This is a genomic window from Devosia sp., from assembly GCF_036676215.1.
GTDB lineage: Bacteria > Pseudomonadota > Alphaproteobacteria > Rhizobiales > Devosiaceae > Devosia.
Map to the genome: position 1 here is coordinate 15,963 of NZ_JAKFDJ010000094.1, position 16,999 is coordinate 32,961.

15 protein-coding genes and 1 pseudogene are annotated in these 16,999 nt (G+C 62.7%); 11 read left to right on the forward strand and 5 right to left on the reverse strand.

Translation table 11 applies throughout. From position 1 onward, the window contains the following. The first annotated feature begins 314 nt into the window (after window positions 1-314). The 8 genes and pseudogenes from V6M52_RS09655 (at window position 315) to V6M52_RS09690 (ending at window position 9,268) form a co-directional block, all read left to right on the forward strand. A complete protein-coding gene (locus V6M52_RS09655) occupies window positions 315-1,346 on the forward strand; it encodes a GlxA family transcriptional regulator (RefSeq protein WP_332687417.1) in 1,032 nt (343 codons plus the stop codon). 218 nt (window positions 1,347-1,564) lie between these two features. Next, a pseudogene (locus V6M52_RS09660) lies at window positions 1,565-1,657 on the forward strand (sarcosine oxidase subunit gamma); the annotation flags it as partial. 21 nt (window positions 1,658-1,678) lie between these two features. Beyond that, on the forward strand, window positions 1,679-2,947 hold the full coding sequence (gene glyA, locus V6M52_RS09665; RefSeq protein WP_332687402.1) for a serine hydroxymethyltransferase: 1,269 nt from the start codon (window positions 1,679-1,681) through the stop codon (window positions 2,945-2,947). A gap of 77 nt (window positions 2,948-3,024) precedes the next feature. Next, window positions 3,025-4,410, forward strand: coding sequence for an L-serine ammonia-lyase (locus tag V6M52_RS09670; protein WP_332700861.1), 1,386 nt, complete (start codon window positions 3,025-3,027; stop codon window positions 4,408-4,410). A gap of 43 nt (window positions 4,411-4,453) precedes the next feature. After that, a complete protein-coding gene (fdhA, locus tag V6M52_RS09675) occupies window positions 4,454-5,638 on the forward strand; it encodes a formaldehyde dehydrogenase, glutathione-independent (protein WP_332687400.1) in 1,185 nt (394 codons plus the stop codon). 593 nt (window positions 5,639-6,231) lie between these two features. Further along, window positions 6,232-7,233 carry an ABC transporter substrate-binding protein gene (locus V6M52_RS09680; RefSeq protein WP_332687399.1) on the forward strand — a complete coding sequence of 334 codons (1,002 nt, stop codon included), beginning with the start codon at window positions 6,232-6,234 and terminating at the stop codon, window positions 7,231-7,233. 117 nt (window positions 7,234-7,350) lie between these two features. After that, window positions 7,351-8,238 carry an ABC transporter permease gene (locus V6M52_RS09685; RefSeq protein WP_332700862.1) on the forward strand — a complete coding sequence of 296 codons (888 nt, stop codon included), beginning with the start codon at window positions 7,351-7,353 and terminating at the stop codon, window positions 8,236-8,238. Then, window positions 8,231-9,268 (forward strand): quaternary amine ABC transporter ATP-binding protein, encoded by a 1,038-nt coding sequence (locus tag V6M52_RS09690; RefSeq protein WP_332700872.1) that lies wholly within the window; start codon window positions 8,231-8,233, stop codon window positions 9,266-9,268. Before V6M52_RS09685 ends, V6M52_RS09690 begins: the two co-directional genes overlap by 8 nt. A gap of 135 nt (window positions 9,269-9,403) precedes the next feature. On the opposite strand, the gene V6M52_RS09695 is transcribed toward V6M52_RS09690, so the two are convergent. Both V6M52_RS09695 and V6M52_RS09700 read right to left on the reverse strand, forming a co-directional pair. Beyond that, window positions 9,404-10,084, reverse strand: coding sequence for a GntR family transcriptional regulator (locus tag V6M52_RS09695; RefSeq protein ID WP_332687396.1), 681 nt, complete (start codon window positions 10,082-10,084; stop codon window positions 9,404-9,406). Continuing rightward, window positions 10,081-10,971: a dihydrodipicolinate synthase family protein gene (locus tag V6M52_RS09700; RefSeq protein WP_332700863.1), complete on the reverse strand. Its 891-nt coding sequence runs from the start codon at window positions 10,969-10,971 to the stop codon at window positions 10,081-10,083. The genes V6M52_RS09695 and V6M52_RS09700 overlap by 4 nt, the downstream gene beginning before the upstream one ends. A gap of 176 nt (window positions 10,972-11,147) precedes the next feature. On the opposite strand from V6M52_RS09700, the gene V6M52_RS09705 reads away from it, so the two are divergent. Genes V6M52_RS09705 through V6M52_RS09715 form a run of 3 tightly spaced genes read left to right on the forward strand, consistent with a single transcriptional unit; the run spans window position 11,148 to window position 13,962 of the window. Further along, window positions 11,148-12,146 carry a sialic acid TRAP transporter substrate-binding protein SiaP gene (locus V6M52_RS09705; protein WP_332700864.1) on the forward strand — a complete coding sequence of 333 codons (999 nt, stop codon included), beginning with the start codon at window positions 11,148-11,150 and terminating at the stop codon, window positions 12,144-12,146. 5 nt (window positions 12,147-12,151) lie between these two features. Beyond that, on the forward strand, window positions 12,152-12,670 hold the full coding sequence (locus tag V6M52_RS09710; protein ID WP_332700865.1) for a TRAP transporter small permease: 519 nt from the start codon (window positions 12,152-12,154) through the stop codon (window positions 12,668-12,670). Beyond that, window positions 12,667-13,962, forward strand: coding sequence for a TRAP transporter large permease (locus tag V6M52_RS09715; RefSeq protein WP_332700866.1), 1,296 nt, complete (start codon window positions 12,667-12,669; stop codon window positions 13,960-13,962). Before V6M52_RS09710 ends, V6M52_RS09715 begins: the two co-directional genes overlap by 4 nt. A 36-nt stretch (window positions 13,963-13,998) precedes the next feature. Here the strand turns inward: V6M52_RS09715 and V6M52_RS09720 are convergent, their stop codons facing one another. The 3 genes from V6M52_RS09720 to V6M52_RS09730 all read right to left on the reverse strand — a co-directional run. Further along, window positions 13,999-15,246 (reverse strand): glycosyltransferase, encoded by a 1,248-nt coding sequence (locus V6M52_RS09720; protein WP_332700867.1) that lies wholly within the window; start codon window positions 15,244-15,246, stop codon window positions 13,999-14,001. Between the two features lie 50 nt (window positions 15,247-15,296). Next, a complete protein-coding gene (gene panC / locus V6M52_RS09725) occupies window positions 15,297-16,148 on the reverse strand; it encodes a pantoate--beta-alanine ligase (RefSeq protein WP_332700868.1) in 852 nt (283 codons plus the stop codon). Further along, window positions 16,145-16,999 (reverse strand): phosphopantothenoylcysteine decarboxylase domain-containing protein (locus V6M52_RS09730; protein ID WP_332700869.1); only part of this gene is annotated, 855 nt, incomplete at its 5' end. The genes panC and V6M52_RS09730, both read right to left, overlap by 4 nt.

Sequence of the window (16,999 nt, forward strand, 5' to 3'; positions counted from 1 at the left end):
CTTCGGGCCCAATCCGAGACCTTGGCCTACCGGTTTGAATGTCGGCTATTTGCGTCGCCGTTGCGGTCCGCCAAAAGCTGGCGTGCTGCTGGCACCTATCGCACAATTGAGACCTCGGGTTTGCGCTAAATCGGTAATGTCCTTTTTCGCATGTGCGAGGACACAGACGCAGCCGCTATTTGGCCGATCTCACGATCAATGGGAAATTGCGACACGTTCTGTCCTGTTTGCGTCAAACCGAGATTGGCGATACGACAGTGACGGGGAAACTGGCAGCAGGCGATGCGATGGAAGCCAACGCGAGTGCCAAACGGATGAGTGCCACCTCCTCGAGGGTCTACAAAGCCCGTCCGGACGGATTGCGCCTCTCGGTAGGTTTCATCCTGGCCAAGCGCTTTACACTTTGCGCGTTCGCTAATTTCGTCGACGTCCTGCGGCTGGCGGCCGACGAAGGAGACCGAAGCAGGCCAATCATGTGCGGATGGACGGTTCTGTCCGACACAATGAGCGCGGTGCCCTCCAGCAGCGGCATATCGGTGCAGCCGAACGAGCGGCTCGGCGACCCCACCAAGTTCGACTACGTTGTCGTCATCGGCGGGCTGATGGACGACGACATGTCCAGCTTGGGCGCCGAATATACGGCATACCTCAAAAAAGCGGCTGCGGCCGGCATACCGCTGGTTGGCGTTTGCACCGGTGGCTTCCTGCTGCACAAAGCCGGCCTCATGCAAGGCTATCGGTGCTGCGTGAGCTGGTTTCATCACGCCGATTTCCTCGAACAGTTCGACGGTCTCAATCCTGTCTCCGACCAAATCTTTATCGATGATGGCGACCGACTGACCTGCTCGGGCGGCGCCAGCTCGGCACACCTAGCCGCCTATCTCGTGGAGAAGCATGTCGGCCGAGCACAAGCGAGCAAGAGCCTCCACATCATGATCATCGACGATGCGATGCGGCCGGAAAAGCCTCAGCCCGGTGTGTCGATGGATTTCTCTACGCGCGATCCAATGGTGATGCGGGCTCTGCTGTTGATGCAGCAGAGTATCGACAACCCGTTGTCCGTCACCGAACTGGCGCGCCGCATGGGCAACGGCAAACGCCGGCTTGAACGCCATTTCAGGGCGGAACTGGGTGTATCTCCGCAAGCTGCGTTCCTGCAAATTCGCCTGACCTTGGCCCGCCACCTCATTGAGACGACGGACAAGTCTGTGGCTGCCGTGGCCGTTGAGTGCGGCTTCTGCGACGCGTCCCATCTCAGCCGCATGTTCCGCCAGCGCTTCGCTAGTACGCCGCATGAAATCCGGAAACAGGCATCGCTGTCTTCGCCTGTTGCTGAACCGGCCTAACTCGCCTCACTGTCGTTTTAATGCGGCCCTTTTGACGCAAGCATCCTGTGCTTCTTCCGTCAATGTCGCAATGATACCTCAACATGGTCGTTCGAGGTACACGATGTCTCGTTTTTCGTTTCCGTAGCTGCCGGCTAATGCCCTGACAGGCCGTGAAACCGGAAGCCCCAATGGCCCGATGCCCAACCCAAGGCTGTGCCGGCGGCAACACCACAGACGACCGCTTCCGCATCGAGGTCTGGCACTCGTTCGCCGACCACGTCCGGCATCTGCTCGCTGGCATCAGCCGCGAAATCGAACTTGGTATCTGACGCCCTCTGGAGGAGGACAACATGTTTCACACAAAGACACTTGGCGACTTGGCCGATCATGCCGTCGCGGCGGCCATCGATCGCGAACTCGGGCGCCAGCAGAGTCAGATCGAGCTGATCGCCTCGGAAAATATTGTCTCGGCCAACGTGCTGCGCGCGCAGGGCTCGGTGCTGACCAACAAGTATGCCGAAGGCTATCCCGGCAAACGCTACTATGGTGGCTGCGAGTTCGTCGACGAGGTCGAGACCATCGCCATCGAACGCGCCAAGGAACTGTTTGGCGCCGCCTATGCCAATGTGCAGCCGCATTCCGGCGCACAGGCCAACCAGGCCGTGTTCCTCGCTTTGCTGCAGCCCGGCGATCGCATCATGGGCATGTCGCTGGCCCATGGCGGTCACCTCACGCACGGCTCGCCCGTCACCATGTCCGGCAAGTGGTTCGATGTCGTCAGCTATCAGGTTCGCGAATCCGACCAGATGATCGACTACGATCAGATGCGTGCCCTGGCCCTGGAAACCCGCCCCAAGCTCATCGTCGCGGGCGCATCGGCCTATCCGCGCGCCATCGACTTTGCTGCGTTCCGCAAGGTCGCCGATGAAGTGGGCGCTTATCTTATGGTCGACATGGCCCACTATGCCGGCCTGGTTGCCGCCGGCGTCTATCCAGACCCGATGCCCCATGCCCATGTCGTGACGACGACGACGCACAAGACTCTGCGCGGCCCGCGCGGCGGCATGATCCTCACCAATGACGAGGCCCTCGCCAAAAAGCTCAACTCCGCCGTCTTTCCGGGCAATCAGGGCGGTCCACTGATGCATGTCATCGCCGCCAAGGCAGTGGCCTTCGGCGAGGCGCTCCAGCCCGGCTTCAAGATCTACGCTCGCGATGTCATCGCCAACGCCCAGGTGCTTGCTGCGACGATGACCGCCGGTGGTCTCAACATCGTCTCGGGTGGAACCGATTGCCATATGGTGCTGGTCGACCTGCGCCCCAAGGGCGTCAAGGGTCGCGATGCCGAGCATGCCCTCGAACGCGCCGGTCTCACCTGTAACAAGAATGCCATTCCCTTTGATCCGGAAAAGCCGGCCATCACCTCCGGCGTGCGCGTCGGCACCTCGGCCGGCACCACCCGTGGTTTCGGCCAGGCTGAATTCAAGCGCGTCGGCGAACTGATCCTTCAGGTCATCGACGCCCTGGCCGCAGCCGGCCCCGAAGGCGACGCCGCGGTGGAAAAGCGGGTTCTCGCCGAAGTGCGGGACATCTGCGCCCGCTTCCCGATCTACGACTGATATTTCGCACCGAGCCGAGCCATCCCGGGCGCATCCCAGCGCCCGGACAATCTCCTGCACAAACGAGATCGGGCGCCGTGTTCCTCAGTGTTTTCGACGTCTTCAAGTTTGGTATCGGCCCGTCCTCGTCGCACACTATGGGGCCGATGACGGCCGCGGTGAGTTTTCTGCAGCTATTGCAGGAGGCTCCGGCTGGTCGGGAGGCGGCTCGGATCCGGGTGAGCCTGCATGGATCCCTTGCCTTTACCGGCAAGGGCCATGCCACCGATCGTGCCGTGGCACTCGGCCTGCTCGGCTGGTTGCCGGCCACCCTTGATATGGAATCCGCTGAACACCAGCTTGCCGACCTGCACACCACGCGCGCGCTTCATCCCCAAGGGCTGCCCGCCATTACCTTCGACCCGGCAACCGACATCATCTTCGATTACGGTCCGCCCCTGACGGGCCACGCCAATGGGCTTGTCTTCTCCGCTCTCGATGCCGAGGGCAATGCACTGCTCACCGAGACCTATTACTCGATAGGCGGAGGCTTCGTCGTCACTGCTGCCGAGCGCGAGAGGCCCAGCGTAGTGGTCGGCGCCGATAGCACGGACTGGCCGTACCCGTTCAAGAACGCAGTCGCCATGCTGCAGATGGCGAAGACCAACGGCCTCTCCATCGCCGCCATGAAACGGGAGAACGAAGCCCGGCTTCGCACCAGTGAAGACGTAGAAGTCGGCGTCAACCGCATCTGGTCGGTGATGAACAATTGCATCGAGCGCGGCCTTGCTCTCAGTGGCGAACTGCCCGGCGGGCTGCGTGTCCGCCGCAGGGCGAAGCACATCCACCAGCAACTGGTCGGCGAACGCCTGACCAATTCCGGCCAACCCCATGCTGCCTCGGACTGGCTGAGCGTCTACGCCATGGCCGTCAACGAAGAAAACGCCGCCGGAGGCCAGGTCGTGACCTCGCCCACCAATGGCGCAGCGGGAGTCGTGCCGGCCGTGCTGCGCTACTATCTCGACCATTGCAACGGTGCCGACCCGGCCAGAATTTCCGACTTCCTGCTGACCGCTGCCGCGATCGGCGGCCTCATCAAGCACAATGCCTCCATTTCAGGGGCCGAGGCCGGATGCCAGGGCGAAGTCGGCTCCGCCGCCGCCATGGCAGCAGCCGGCCTCTGCGCCGTGCTGGGCGGCACGCCTGAACAGGTCGAGAATGCCGCCGAAATTGCCCTCGAACATCACCTCGGCATGACCTGTGATCCCGTCGCCGGGCTCGTCCAGGTGCCCTGCATCGAGCGCAACGGCATTGGCGCGACCAAGGCGGTAGCTGCGGCATCGCTCGCGCTGCGCGGCGATGGTTCCCATTTCATGCCGCTCGATAATTGCATCGAGGCCATGCGCCAGACCGGCGAGGAAATGAACACCAAATTCAAGGAAACCAGCCTGGGAGGGCTGGCTGTCAACCTGCCCGAGTGCTGAACGAACCGGACAGGCATCAACAACAACAGCGAGGAGACGAAATATGAGTACCAATCGCGGCGTGGTCTATATCGGACCCGGCAAAGTGGAAGTGCGCGACATCGAGGATGCCAAGCTGGAGGCCCCCGATGGCCGCAGGATCGACCACGGCGTCATCCTGAAGGTGATCTCGACCAACATCTGTGGGTCCGACCAGCACATGGTGCGTGGCCGCACCACGGCCGCTCCCGGTCTCGTCCTCGGGCACGAGATCACCGGCATGGTGATAGAGAAAGGGCGCGATGTCGAAATGCTCGACATCGGCGACATCGTCTCGGTTCCCTTCAACGTCGCCTGCGGCCGCTGCCGCTGCTGCAAGTCCCAGGACACCGGCGTCTGCCTCACGGTCAATCCGTCCCGCGCCGGCGGCGCCTACGGCTATGTCGACATGGGCGGCTGGATCGGCGGCCAGGCCCGCTACGTCACCGTGCCCTACGCCGATTTCAACTTGCTGAAATTCCCCGACCGTGATCGTGCCATGAGCAAGATCCGCGACCTCACCATGCTCTCCGACATCCTGCCCACCGGCTTCCACGGCGCGGTCAAGGCCGGCGTCGGCGTCGGCTCCACCGTCTATGTGGCTGGTGCCGGCCCGGTCGGCCTAGCCGCTGCCGCCTCCGCCCGCATTCTGGGTGCCGCAGTGGTCATGATCGGCGATTTCAACAAGGACCGGCTGGCCCATGCCAGCAAGATGGGCTTTGAAGCCATTGACCTGTCCAAGCACGACCGGCTTGGCGAATTGATCGCCGAGGTCACTGGCTCCGACGAAGTCGACAGCGCCATTGACGCCGTTGGCTTCGAAGCTCGTGGTCACGCCGGCGGCGAGCAGCCGGCTATCGTGCTGAACCAGATGATGGAAATCACCCGTCCGGCCGGCTCTATCGGCATTCCGGGCCTCTATGTCACCGCCGATCCCGGCGGCGTCGACAGTGCCGCAAAGCAGGGCAGCCTGTCGCTCCGTTTCGGCCTCGGTTGGGCCAAGGCACAGTCCTTCCACACCGGCCAGACCCCGGTCATCAAGTACAATCGCCAGCTGATGCAGGCCATCCTGCATGACCGCCTGCCCATCGCCGACATCGTCAATGCCCGCATCATTTCCCTTGATGATGCAGCGCAGGGCTATGAAAGCTTCGACCAGGGCGCCGCCGTCAAATTCGTGCTCGATCCGCATGGCGAACTGGCCGCTTAGGCGTCAGCGAAGTCAGCTCTGAGGCCCGCCGCCCCCGGCCCGTTCGCTGAGGACGGCGGCCATTTCCCGTACCGACGCAATTCTCCAGCACCTCTCTCCAATGTCCAACGGCGGCCGCCTTGTCTCGAAACGACCGCTCAGTCGTCGCAAACATACTATTTCGGCCACGTCGCCTCGATATGCTGAGTCGTCATATGCAGGGCTTTTCAGTGTGTGCAGGACACACAGAAATTGGTCCTCATGGCGACGAGGAGCCGATGACCAATCCCGGACTTCCGCAGCAACAGGCAGAGCAACTGCTTTGGTTGCCGAGCTCACAAGCTCGCTGGGCCGGCACGGCATGAGGTCGAGCGCCCCTCTGGAAGCACGGATGCCAAGCTCATCGGTGCGCACGCTACGAGGCGCGCAAGACGAAACGTTCAATTGGAGGATCGGGCCGCGTGAGGGCGAGCCCGTCGGCGCCTTGCGCCGCGTCGCGCGGCCGTTTCGGGCCGGACGACGCCATCGCCCGCATATGTGGGGTTTCCAGGAAAAGACTCGCGGCAATCGGTGCTGCCGGGAGTTTTCTATTCGAGCGCCGGGGAGAGAAGCAGATGAAGCATTTGGTCCGACTAACTTGCATTGCCATTGGGTTGACCGCCGCCGGAACAGCTGTGGCCCAGGAAGACTGTGGCGAAGTGACGATTGCCGCAATGAACTGGCAGAGCGCCGAAGTTCTTGCCAGCCTTGACAAGTTTATCCTTGAGAACGGTTATGGCTGCGACGTGTCGGCCATCTCGGGCGACACCGTGCCGACACTGACGTCAATGGCGGAAACGGGGCAGCCCGACATCGCCCCCGAGGCCTGGGTCGATCTCGTTCCGGAGGTCGTCAATCGTGGCCTGGAGGAAGGCAAACTAGTCGCTACGGGCCTGGCTCTGACCGAGGGTGGCCAGCAGGGCTGGTTCATGCCCCAATATATCGCGGACGCGCATCCGGAAATCGTCACGGTCAAGGACGCGCTTCAGCATCCCGAACTGTTTCCGGCACCGGAAGAGCCCGGCAAGGGCGCCGTCTTCAACGGCCCGCAGGGCTGGGGTGGCACTGTCGTGACGTCGCAGATGTTCAAGGCCTATGACGCTGAAGCGGCGGGCTTTGTGCTTGTCGACACGGGCTCGTCTGCCGGTCTCGATGGTTCGATCGCCCGGGCATACGAGCGTCAGGAAGGCTGGCTGGGTTACTACTGGGCGCCGACCGCCATTCTTGGTCGCTACCCGATGGTCAAGCTGGCATTCGACGCCCCCCGCGATGACGCCGAATGGGCACGCTGCAACTCGGTTGCCGACTGTCCCGATCCGAAGATCAATGACTGGGCTGCCGACAAGGTGCTGACGGTCACGACGTCCGGGTTCGCCGAGCGCACCAGCCAGCCGGTAATGGACTATCTGGCGCACCGGTCGTGGTCCAACGCCATCGTCAACAAGCTCTTGGCATGGATGACCGACAATCAGGCGACCGGCGACGATGGTGCCAAGTATTTCCTTGAGAACAACAAGGATATCTGGACCCAGTGGGTTTCCGAAGAAGCCGCGCAGAAGATTGAAGCCGCTCTCTAAGTCGACCTGATCTTTGGCGCCTCATCAAACGCACTGGCGGCTTTCGCGAGCCGCCAGGAATGATTGATGTGAGCGCACAAACAACGATCGTGTCCACGATACGACAAGAGGAACGACATGGACTGGCTTTGGACATTCCCGCAGCTGGATGAAGATAGTATGCGCGCGCTCCGCATGACTATCGACGACTCCTTTCGCGGATTTACGCGGACCTACGGTGATGCAATCCAGCAGATTTTCGAGCCCCTGCGCTATTTTCTGATCCAGTCGGAATGGCTCATGCTCAATACGCCCTGGTTCGTCGTCATTGTTGCCATTGCAGCCCTTGCCTGGCTTGCTAGCCGCAAGTGGACGATCGTTCTGGGCTCGGTCATCACCCTGCTGCTGATCGGTTATTTCGGCATGTGGGAAGACACGATGCGCACCGTGTCGATGATCTTCGTATGTACGGTCATCTCGCTTGTGCTGGGGATACCCATTGGTATCGTCATGGCGCGTTCTAACCGCGTTCAGAGCATTATCAGTCCGGTGCTCGACGTCATGCAGACGCTGCCGAGCTTCGTCTATCTCATTCCGGTCGTGATGCTGCTGGGGATCGGCCGGGTTCCCGGGCTTCTCGCCGTGGTGATCTACGCGATCCCGCCAATAATCCGACTGACGAACCTGGGTATTCGCCTGGTCGACAAAGAGGTCCTTGAAGCGTCGGACGCCTTCGGGTCGTCCAGCTGGCAAAAGCTCTACAATGTGCAGCTTCCCCTGGCCTTGCCGACGATCATGGCGGGCATCAACCAGACTATCATGATGGCGCTGGCCATGGTGGTGATCGCGTCAATGATCGGCGTTCAGGGTCTCGGGCAGCCGGTGCTCCGCGCCATCAACAATCAATACTTCACCATGGGAATGTTCAACGGTCTGGCGATCGTCGGCATTGCAATCATCTTCGATCGCATCAGCCAGGCGTTCGGAAAGAGGATTCAGAAGCATCAGGAACATGCACATGGTTGATGCGTCGGAAAACACCTACGGCATTGAGATAAAGGGTCTGTCCAAGATCTTCGGGCAACAGCCGGAAAAGATCATTCCCCTCCTGCGACAGGGTGTGAGCAAGACCGAGATCCTGGAGCGGCACAAGCATGTCCTCGGCCTCAACAACATCAACATCTCGATGCCGGCCGGATGCATCCAGGTCATCATGGGCCTTTCGGGCTCGGGAAAATCCACCCTGATCCGGCACATCAATCGCCTTGTGGACCCGAGCGTCGGCGAGGTCCTGGTTGCAGGCACCGACGTCGTGAAGATGTCGCATCGCGAACTGCGCGACTTCCGTCGGCACAAGACAGCCATGGTGTTTCAGCGGTTTGGGCTGCTGCCCCATCGCAACGTGCTCGAAAACACTGTCTATGGCCTCGAACTTCAGGGCGTGCCGCGGCAGCGCCAGGTCGAGGCGGCGCGGTACTGGCTCGGCCGGGTCGGCTTGCAGGGGTTCGAAAATAGCTACATCAGCCAATTGTCGGGCGGCATGCAGCAGCGTGTCGGACTGGCCCGAGCATTGGCCAATGACGCGCCGATCCTGCTGATGGACGAGGCATTCTCGGCCCTTGATCCACTTATTCGTGTCGATATGCAGACCATCCTTCTCGACCTCCAAAAGGAGATCAAGAAGACGATCGTTTTCATCACGCACGACCTCGATGAAGCGCTGAGGCTTGGGGACCGCATCGCCATCCTCCGGGATGGCGAGGTAATCCAACAGGGCACCGGCCAGGAAATCGTGCTGAATCCTGCCGACGAATACATCATGAACTTCGTGCGGCATGTGAACCGGGCCAAGGTCATCCGCGTCGAAACGGTCATGGAACCCGACACGACAAACCCCTCAGATGGCATTGAAATGCCCGCCGGCACGCTACTCGAGGAGGCCGCGTCGAGGCTCCTTGCCTCGGGCAAGCAGCTGGTTGTCGTGACCGACGGCAATGGTAAGCGGCTCGGAGTATTGTCGCTCCATCGCCTCTTGGCCTCTATTGTCGCGGCATGACGCCAGAGTCACCGGTCCGGCGTCGGTACCTGCAGGCGAAATCCTGACCGGCGCGCCATTCTCTTCTGCAGCATGAATTGCTCCGGCACGCCCAATAGGCCATTCCGAGCCCACCTGTTGTGGGCTCGGCCAGAATCACAGCTGCATCGCGCGGGCACGGGCGCTGGCGATGTGGGCCTCCATGGCGGACATGGCGCCATTCACGTCGCGCCTCAACGCTGCTTCGAGGAAGGGAATGTGTTCGGCCATGACCGAATCCACCAGTTCCGGCAGCATGCGCACGCGCTCGAAGCCGATGAGCCGGATCTTGATGGAGTTGACGCGATAGGCATTGGAAATGATCTCGTTGCCCAGCCGATCGATCATCAGGTCGTGCAGCCGCCAGTCCATGGCCTGCGCCCGCTGCAGCAGGGCCGGTGACACGCCGTTCCTGGCTTCGGCGGCGATCTCGAGATGTTGCCGATGCTGGTCAGCGATCAGGTCCATGGGCGCCGTGCGGGCAAATTCGGCGACCGCCTCCCGCTCCATCATGAGGCGGAACTGGAAGGCATTGCGAATCAGGTCAAGATCCACATGGGCCACCTGCATGCCGCGTTTGGGAACGGTCTTGATCAGCCCATCGGCCTCAAGCCGCGGCACCAGCTCGCGGATGGCGCCGAGCGGCATGCCAGTCATCGCCACCAGTTCCCGCTGCGAAATGAACTGTCCCGGGCGGATGTCGCGCGACATCAGCCGATCGGTAAAGTTCCGATAGGCCAGGTCGCGCATGGGCCGTGACGGGCTATCGGAGAGCTCCGATTCCGGCCGCTCAATCATGCGGCCTCCCTGGCAAAGAGTTCATCATAGCGGCGGCCCAGTCGCTGGGCCTCGGTATCGGAAAGCGCGCGCAGCGGCGCCCGCACACGCCGCCATTCGATATCGCCGCTGAGATGGCCGACAAGAGCCTTCACCGCCGGCGTCGCCGGGTGCTCGACGATGGCCTCAACCAGGGGAGCAAGCGCGGCACTGGCCGGCTTGCCAGCCAGCACGTCATTGAGCAGATCGACGCGGAAATTGGCGACGCCGCTGATCGCACCGGATGCCCCGAGCTTCACGCCCTTGTCCAGAACGCGCTCGTCGCCGATCAGGATGTGGAGATCGGGAAAAGACTGCAGCATGGCAAGGGCATTGTCCCAGTCGCCGGATGAATCCTTGACCCCGACGATCCGCCCCGGGAATCGCGTGTTGAGCGCCGCAATGGTCTCCCCCGTCACCTTCACGCCGGTCACCTGGGGTATGTTGTAGAGGATATAGCCGGGGCCATCGGCGGCAGTCTTTCCCAAAAGCGCCGCGTACCACTCGGTCACCTCGGCTGGACCGACACCCTTATAGAAGATCGGCGGTGTAACCAGCAATGCATGGCAGCCGAATTCGGCTGCCACCTGTGCATGGGAAGCCGCATCGTCGACGGCCGAGACGGCGATACCGGGCACGATCTGCGTGCCATCGATCCCGCCCGCCCGCAGCGCCTCAAGCACCAGACGTCGCTCGGCGGTGCCGATCGAGGGACCTTCGCCGGTGGTACCAAACGTCGAAATGCCGGCGCAACCAGCGGCGATACAGGCGCGGGCATGGGGCACCAGCTTGCCCATATCGATGGCGCCATCCGCGCCGAACGGCGTCGTCATGGCTGCGAAAATGCCGAACTGCTTGTCCTTGCCCATATCGAAAGTACCTGCGCTGAGAGAGAAAAAACGACCTTGTCGAACTCTGCTACTATCGGTAACATGTCACCGTGTACTCACACAAGCCACCGAAGGCATCTTCGTACACCGCGGGCCGAATGCCGGTCCCGCACAGGATCTGGTCGGCGTGTCGTCGACATCATGGGAGGAACCAAATGCACCGCTTCACACGCCGTACCCTTGTGGCGCTCGCCGCTGTACTGGGGCTCGCGACCGTCGTGCCGACATTCGCTGCCGATCCGGTCAAGATCAGGATTTCAACCCCGGCTGTCGAATCCGATTGGCATGCCAAGATGCTGACCGTCTTCAAGGACGCGCTCGAGGAGAGTGCTCCGGGCGAGTTCGATGTAGAAATTCATCTCAACGGCACCTTGTTCAAGCAGGGCACCGAGCCGGTGGCGATGCAGCGCGGCAATCTCGAAATGGCGATGATCTCGGCCCAGGATATCGCCAACCAGATTCCGGCCTGGTCGGTTTTCACCGCTGGCTATCTGGTCCGCGATCCCGCTCACCAGATCGCCGTGTTCGACGGCGAGATCGGGCAGGAATTCTTCGGCATGGTCGAGCAGGACATGGGCATCAAGATCCTGACCGCCGCCTATCTCGGCACGCGCCAGCTCAACCTGCGCGTCGAAAAGGACGTGCAGACCCCGGCAGACCTCGCTGGCGTCAAGCTGCGCATGCCGGGCTCCGATACCTGGCTGTTCCTGGGTGAAGCGCTGGGCGCCAATCCCCTCCCGGTCGCCTTCGGCGAAATCTACACCGCACTCCAGACCGGGGCCATCGACGGCCAGGACAATCCGCTGCCGACCGTGCGCGCCGCCAAGTTCTATGAAGTGACCAAGCAGATCGTCCTCACCGGCCATCTCGTCGACGGCATTTTCCTCTCCATGGCCAACAACACCTGGGCCGCGCTCACCGATGAGCAGAAGGAAAAGGTCCTCGCGGCGGCCAAGGCGGCCCGCGACTTCAACAACGAGAACCGCATTGCCGACGAGGCCGCACTGGTCGGGTTCCTCGAAGAGCAGGGCCTGACCGTTACGACCCCTGATGTCGAAGCGTTCCGCAGCACCGTTCAGAAGGCCTACCTCGAGTCCGACTGGTCGGCATCCTGGCCGGCGGGCATCGTCGATCGCATCAACGCGGTCGAGTGATCGATATGCTGAGGCACCTCGCGGCGCATATGCGGCGGGGTGCCGAACTGGTTGCGGCAGCGATGTTTGCCGCGCTGTTCGGCACCTTCCTGATCCAGATATTCACCCGCTATGTCCTCAACAATCCCACGGCATGGACGCAGGAACTCACCCTGGTTCTCTATATCTGGGTGGTGTTCTGGACCTGCTCGTTCATCCTGCACGAGCGCGACCACATCGCTTTCGACCTGATTTCGGGAAGCCTGCCGCCACGCGGCCGCCGGGTGCTCGCCCTGGCCGCCACTGCATTGACCATTGTCGCCTTTGCCATCGCGCTGAGGCCGTCCTTCGATTTCATCAGCTTCATGCGGATCGTGCGCACCCCGGTGCTGCGCCTGCCGTTCGACATCGTCTATGCGATCTTTCTCGTCTTTCTCGTCTCGGCCATCGCCGCCGGCCTATGGCGGATCGTCCGGCTCTGTGGCGCCCATTGGCGCGACGAAGTGAACCCGCCTTCGCCCGGTGAATCGGAGAGCATTCTATGAGCCTGCCGTTTGTCCTTTTGCTGGCCGGTTTCTTCGGGCTGGCCGCATTCGGCGTACCTGTGGCCTATGCCATGTTCATCGCCTCGATCGGGTACCTGCTGTTTATGGGGGCCGATATCGGGCTGCTCGCCGAGCAGATGCTCAACGGCATGTTCGACAGCTTCGTGCTGCTGGCGGTACCGCTGTTCATCCTCGCCGCCAACCTGATGAATGCCGGCGGCGTTACCGACCGGTTGCTGGCCTTCTGCCAGGCCCTGGTCGGCCGGCTCAAGGGCGGCCTCGCGCAGGTGGATATTCTCGTCAGCATCGTCTTTGCCGGGATGAGCGGCTCGGCGGTCGCCGATGCTGCAGGGCCGGGCAAGCTCGTCACCATGATGATGGTGAAAACCGGCCGCTATCCGCCCGGCTTTGCCGCCGCGGTCGCCAGCGCCTCGGCCGTTATCGGGCCGATCATCCCGCCGTCGATTCCGCTGGTGATCTACGCGCTGATCTCGGACACCTCGGTGGGCTATCTCTTCCTCGGTGGGGTGGCGCCCGGGCTGATGCTCGGCCTGGCGCTGATGATGCTCGTCGCCTTCGTCAGCGAGAAACGTGATTTCCCGCGTGGCGAGATCGTGCCGCTGCGCCAGTTCCCGCGCGTGACCCTGCAGGCCCTGCCTGCCCTGATGCTGCCGGTCATCCTGCTTTGGGGCATCTATGGCGGCGCCACGACCCCCACCGAAGCGGCGGCCCTGGCCGCGGTCTATGCGCTGGCGCTGGCCAGCTTCTACTATCGGACGGTTGGTTTCCGCGACCTCGTGGAGACGCTGATCGCCTCCTCGCGTTCCACGGCGGTGGTCGCCGTGCTGATCGCCGGCGCCTTCATCTTCAACTACATCATCGCCACCGAAGGCGTCCCCGCGGCCGTTGCCAGCCTGCTCGACGGCACGGAACTGTCGCCCGTCGTCTTCCTCCTGATCGTCAACCTGATATTCCTCATTCTCGGCTGCTTCTTCGATGCCACGACGCTGCTCCTCGTCGTCGTGCCCCTGTTCATTCCCGCCTGCCGGGCGCTCGAGATCGATCTTGTCCACTTCGGCATTGTCGTCACCGTCAACATCATGATCGGCCTGGTTACGCCGCCCTATGGCGTGCTGCTTTTCGTCATGAACGCGGTGACCGGCATTCCGGTGAAGGACATTATCCAGGAAATCTGGCCTTTCGTGGCGGTATTGCTGTGTGCCCTGCTGATCCTGATCCTCGTGCCCGAGACCGTCCTGTGGATGCCACGGCAATTCGGATATGTGGGCTGACCGGCCGGCGACCAGCGCCGACATAGCCCGTGTGCCTCAGCTTGCTTTGCTGACGCCGATCCGGGTCTCGATGAAGCGGATGGCCGCTTCTATGCCGTCCTCCTCACGGATCGCCGCCCCAAGCGCATTTGCCTTCCGGCGCACGTCGGGGTCGTCCATCGCCGTGATCGCACTGGCCAGGCCGTCGGCGGAGAGCGTCTTGCGGTTCAGCGGACCTGGCCCCACGCCGAGCTGCTCGATCCGCCGGCCCCAGAATGGCTGGTCGCCAAAGAACGGAGCAATCGTCGTCGGCAGGCCAGCACGTAGCGCAGCGCCGGTGGTGCCGGCGCCGCCATGGTGGATGGCCGCCGACGTCAGCGGCAACAGGCGGTCGTGCGGCGCCGCGGAAATAAGGTGCACATTCGCCGGCAGGGCCTTGCCCGCCAGCGCTCCGCCGCCGGTCGCCAGCAGCCCACGCTTGCCGGTCCTGGCCAATGCCTCGAGGATCATCGTGCTCATCGCCTCGGCGTCGATGCCGGGCATGCTGCCAAATCCGACATAAATCGGCTTGTCGCCAGCCGCGAGGAATTCCGCGAGCCCCGCATCGGGCGTCCAGTCTTCGCCATCAAGGAACCAGTAGCCCGAGACCAGCACGTCATCGCTCCAGTCTTTCGGCACCGGCAACACCTTTGGACTATAGCCGTAGAGCGTCCCGACTGGCTTGCTGGGCCGACCGCGCGCTTCCAGTCCCAGCGATCGCTGGCGCCACGCGCGCAGCTCCTTTGCAAACAGCAGCTCTCCGCCACGCATCGCCAGCAGATGGCTGACCTTGTTCAACGGCCCGAGCGAACTGAAGGGCAGCAGCGGACTCGGAAATGCCGATGTCGGTGTGAACCCCGGCAATGGGGAGGCGAGAATGCTCGGCACCCCCAGCGCCGCCGCCAGATGCGGGGACGCGATCGATTTGGGGTGATAGAGGATCAGGTCGGGTGCGAAGGACTTCACCGCTGCAGCTTCTTCGTCGAGCAGCCGAACCATCAGTGGCCGCACATATTTGACGAGCTTCAGCCCGGCGCTGAAGCCCTGACCGCCGGCAATGGCGGCCTTGCCCTCCGGCGTATCCATCAGAGCGAGGAATTCGCCGGGAAGGCCGATGAACGGGATGGAATGCGCCGCGACCAAGCTCTCGAACTGAACCGGAGCCGAGATCTGGACGACGTGGCCATTGCGAACGAGGCCTTTTGCCAGTGCGATATAAGGCTGAACATCGCCGCGTGTGCCCAGCGTCTGGATGGCGATCCGCATCGAGATACCCTCTTAAAGGCTGATAGTCATTCAGCCGTCGGCCGCACAGGTTATGCCGTCCGTGCCAGGTAATTGTCGATGAGCCGTGTTGCACCCAGATGCGCAGCGACGGCAAACAGGGCGCCGGCCGGGCCTATCGTCTCGATGAGCTCGAGGCTTTCGGGATGGCGGATCTCCCAGTATTGCAGCTTTATCCGCGGCTCGGCGGCGAGGATTGCTCGCCCGATTGCGGCCAGCGCGTCGGCATTTCTTTCGCCGCCTTCAAAGGCACGGCGCGCCGCTTCGAGACTGGCGAAAATGGCAGGCGCCGCCCTGCGGTCAGCTTCACCCAGATAGATATTGCGCGAACTCAGCGCCAGCCCGTCCGGCTCGCGTACAATCAGGCCGCGGACGATCTCGATCCGCAGGTTGAGATCGCGCACCATGCGCTCGATCACCACGCATTGCTGGGCGTCCTTCTGCCCGAACACGGCAAGGTCTGGCGTGACGATATTAAAGAGCTTCAGCACGACCGTGGCGACGCCCCGGAAATGGCCCGGGCGGACGGCGCCGCAGAGCGGGAGCGACACCCTCTCCTCCACCACGAAAGTGGATGCGTCTTCGGGATATAGCTCCTCGACCGGGGGCAGGAAGACCGCGTCGATCCCCGCCGCTTCGAGCAGGGCGATGTCCTTTTCGACCGGGCGCGGATATTTGCTTAAGTCCTCGCTGGGCCCGAATTGCAGCGGATTGACGAAGATGCTGGCAATGGTCACGCCGGCGCGGCGGCGTGCCAGGTCCATGAGGCTCATATGGCCGGCATGCAGCGCGCCCATGGTTGGCACGAGCGCGACTTTCTCGCCCGGCGGTACCCGATCCCGCCAGGCCCGCACCTCGGCAATGGTCCGCAATATTGTGGTCATGCAATAAGATCCCAAAGACGCTTTGCCAGTTCCGCCTTGCTCATTACCGGCAACGACACGGCTTCGCCTCCCGCCCGCAACAAGGTGCCGCCATTGGTTGGTACCGAAAATCCGGTCGAAGTGACTTCCCCGATGCGGGCGACTGGATTGGCGAACAGGTAGTCAAGCTTCTTGCTTTCGAGCTTGCTGCTGGCATTGGCTTCGATGTTGTCGGTTTCAGCGGCGAAGCCGAGGAACCATTGATTGGTCGCCGCCTGCCGCAAGGCGCCGAGCACATCGACCGACGGCACCATATCCAGCGTCGTGTCCGCCGCAGCGCGCTTGAGCTTGCTGGCGGAGGGCGTTGCCACACGATAGTCCAGCACCGCCGCCGTGGCGATCACCCCGCCCACGTCCGGCAGGAAGGCCAGTGCCGCCTCGGCCATTTCTTCGGCCGTTCGCACCTCGACCAGCGTCAGGCGGTCGGCGCTGCCCTTTGGGGCAACAGGGCGCACCACGCCCTTGTCCACGCCCAGCACATAGCGCACCCGGGCGCCCCGCCGCAGCGCTTCCTCGGCCATAGCCGCGCCCATGCGCCCTGTCGAATGGTTGGTGATGTAGCGGACTGCGTCGATGGGGCTGGTGGTCGGGCCAGCGGTGATCAGGACGGTGAGATCGGCCAGATCGGTCGTTGGCTGGACCAGTGCCGCCTCGATTGCCGCGACAATAGCCGGCACCGGCGCCAGCTTGCCGACGCCAACCTCGCCGCAAGCCAGCGTTCCCGCGGCCGGGTCGATAACGGCAGCGCCCCGCTGCTGCAGCGTCTGCAGATGACCCTGGGTGGCGGGATGCTCCCACATGACGGTGTTCAT

Bases quoted from the DNA above. Each gene is read 5' to 3' on its own strand.
- V6M52_RS09655 (WP_332687417.1), top strand. From the start codon at position 315: ATGAGTGCCACCTCCTCGAGGGTCTACAAAGCCCGTCCGGACGGATTG.
- glyA (WP_332687402.1), top strand. From the start codon at position 1,679: ATGTTTCACACAAAGACACTTGGCGACTTGGCCGATCATGCCGTCGCG.
- fdhA (WP_332687400.1), top strand. From the start codon at position 4,454: ATGAGTACCAATCGCGGCGTGGTCTATATCGGACCCGGCAAAGTGGAA.
- V6M52_RS09680 (WP_332687399.1), top strand. From the start codon at position 6,232: ATGAAGCATTTGGTCCGACTAACTTGCATTGCCATTGGGTTGACCGCC.
- V6M52_RS09685 (WP_332700862.1), top strand. From the start codon at position 7,351: ATGGACTGGCTTTGGACATTCCCGCAGCTGGATGAAGATAGTATGCGC.
- V6M52_RS09690 (WP_332700872.1), top strand. From the start codon at position 8,231: ATGGTTGATGCGTCGGAAAACACCTACGGCATTGAGATAAAGGGTCTG.
- V6M52_RS09695 (WP_332687396.1), bottom strand. From the start codon at position 10,084: ATGATTGAGCGGCCGGAATCGGAGCTCTCCGATAGCCCGTCACGGCCC.
- V6M52_RS09700 (WP_332700863.1), bottom strand. From the start codon at position 10,971: ATGGGCAAGGACAAGCAGTTCGGCATTTTCGCAGCCATGACGACGCCG.
- V6M52_RS09705 (WP_332700864.1), top strand. From the start codon at position 11,148: ATGCACCGCTTCACACGCCGTACCCTTGTGGCGCTCGCCGCTGTACTG.
- V6M52_RS09710 (WP_332700865.1), top strand. From the start codon at position 12,152: ATGCTGAGGCACCTCGCGGCGCATATGCGGCGGGGTGCCGAACTGGTT.
- V6M52_RS09715 (WP_332700866.1), top strand. From the start codon at position 12,667: ATGAGCCTGCCGTTTGTCCTTTTGCTGGCCGGTTTCTTCGGGCTGGCC.
- V6M52_RS09720 (WP_332700867.1), bottom strand. From the start codon at position 15,246: ATGCGGATCGCCATCCAGACGCTGGGCACACGCGGCGATGTTCAGCCT.
- panC (WP_332700868.1), bottom strand. From the start codon at position 16,148: ATGACCACAATATTGCGGACCATTGCCGAGGTGCGGGCCTGGCGGGAT.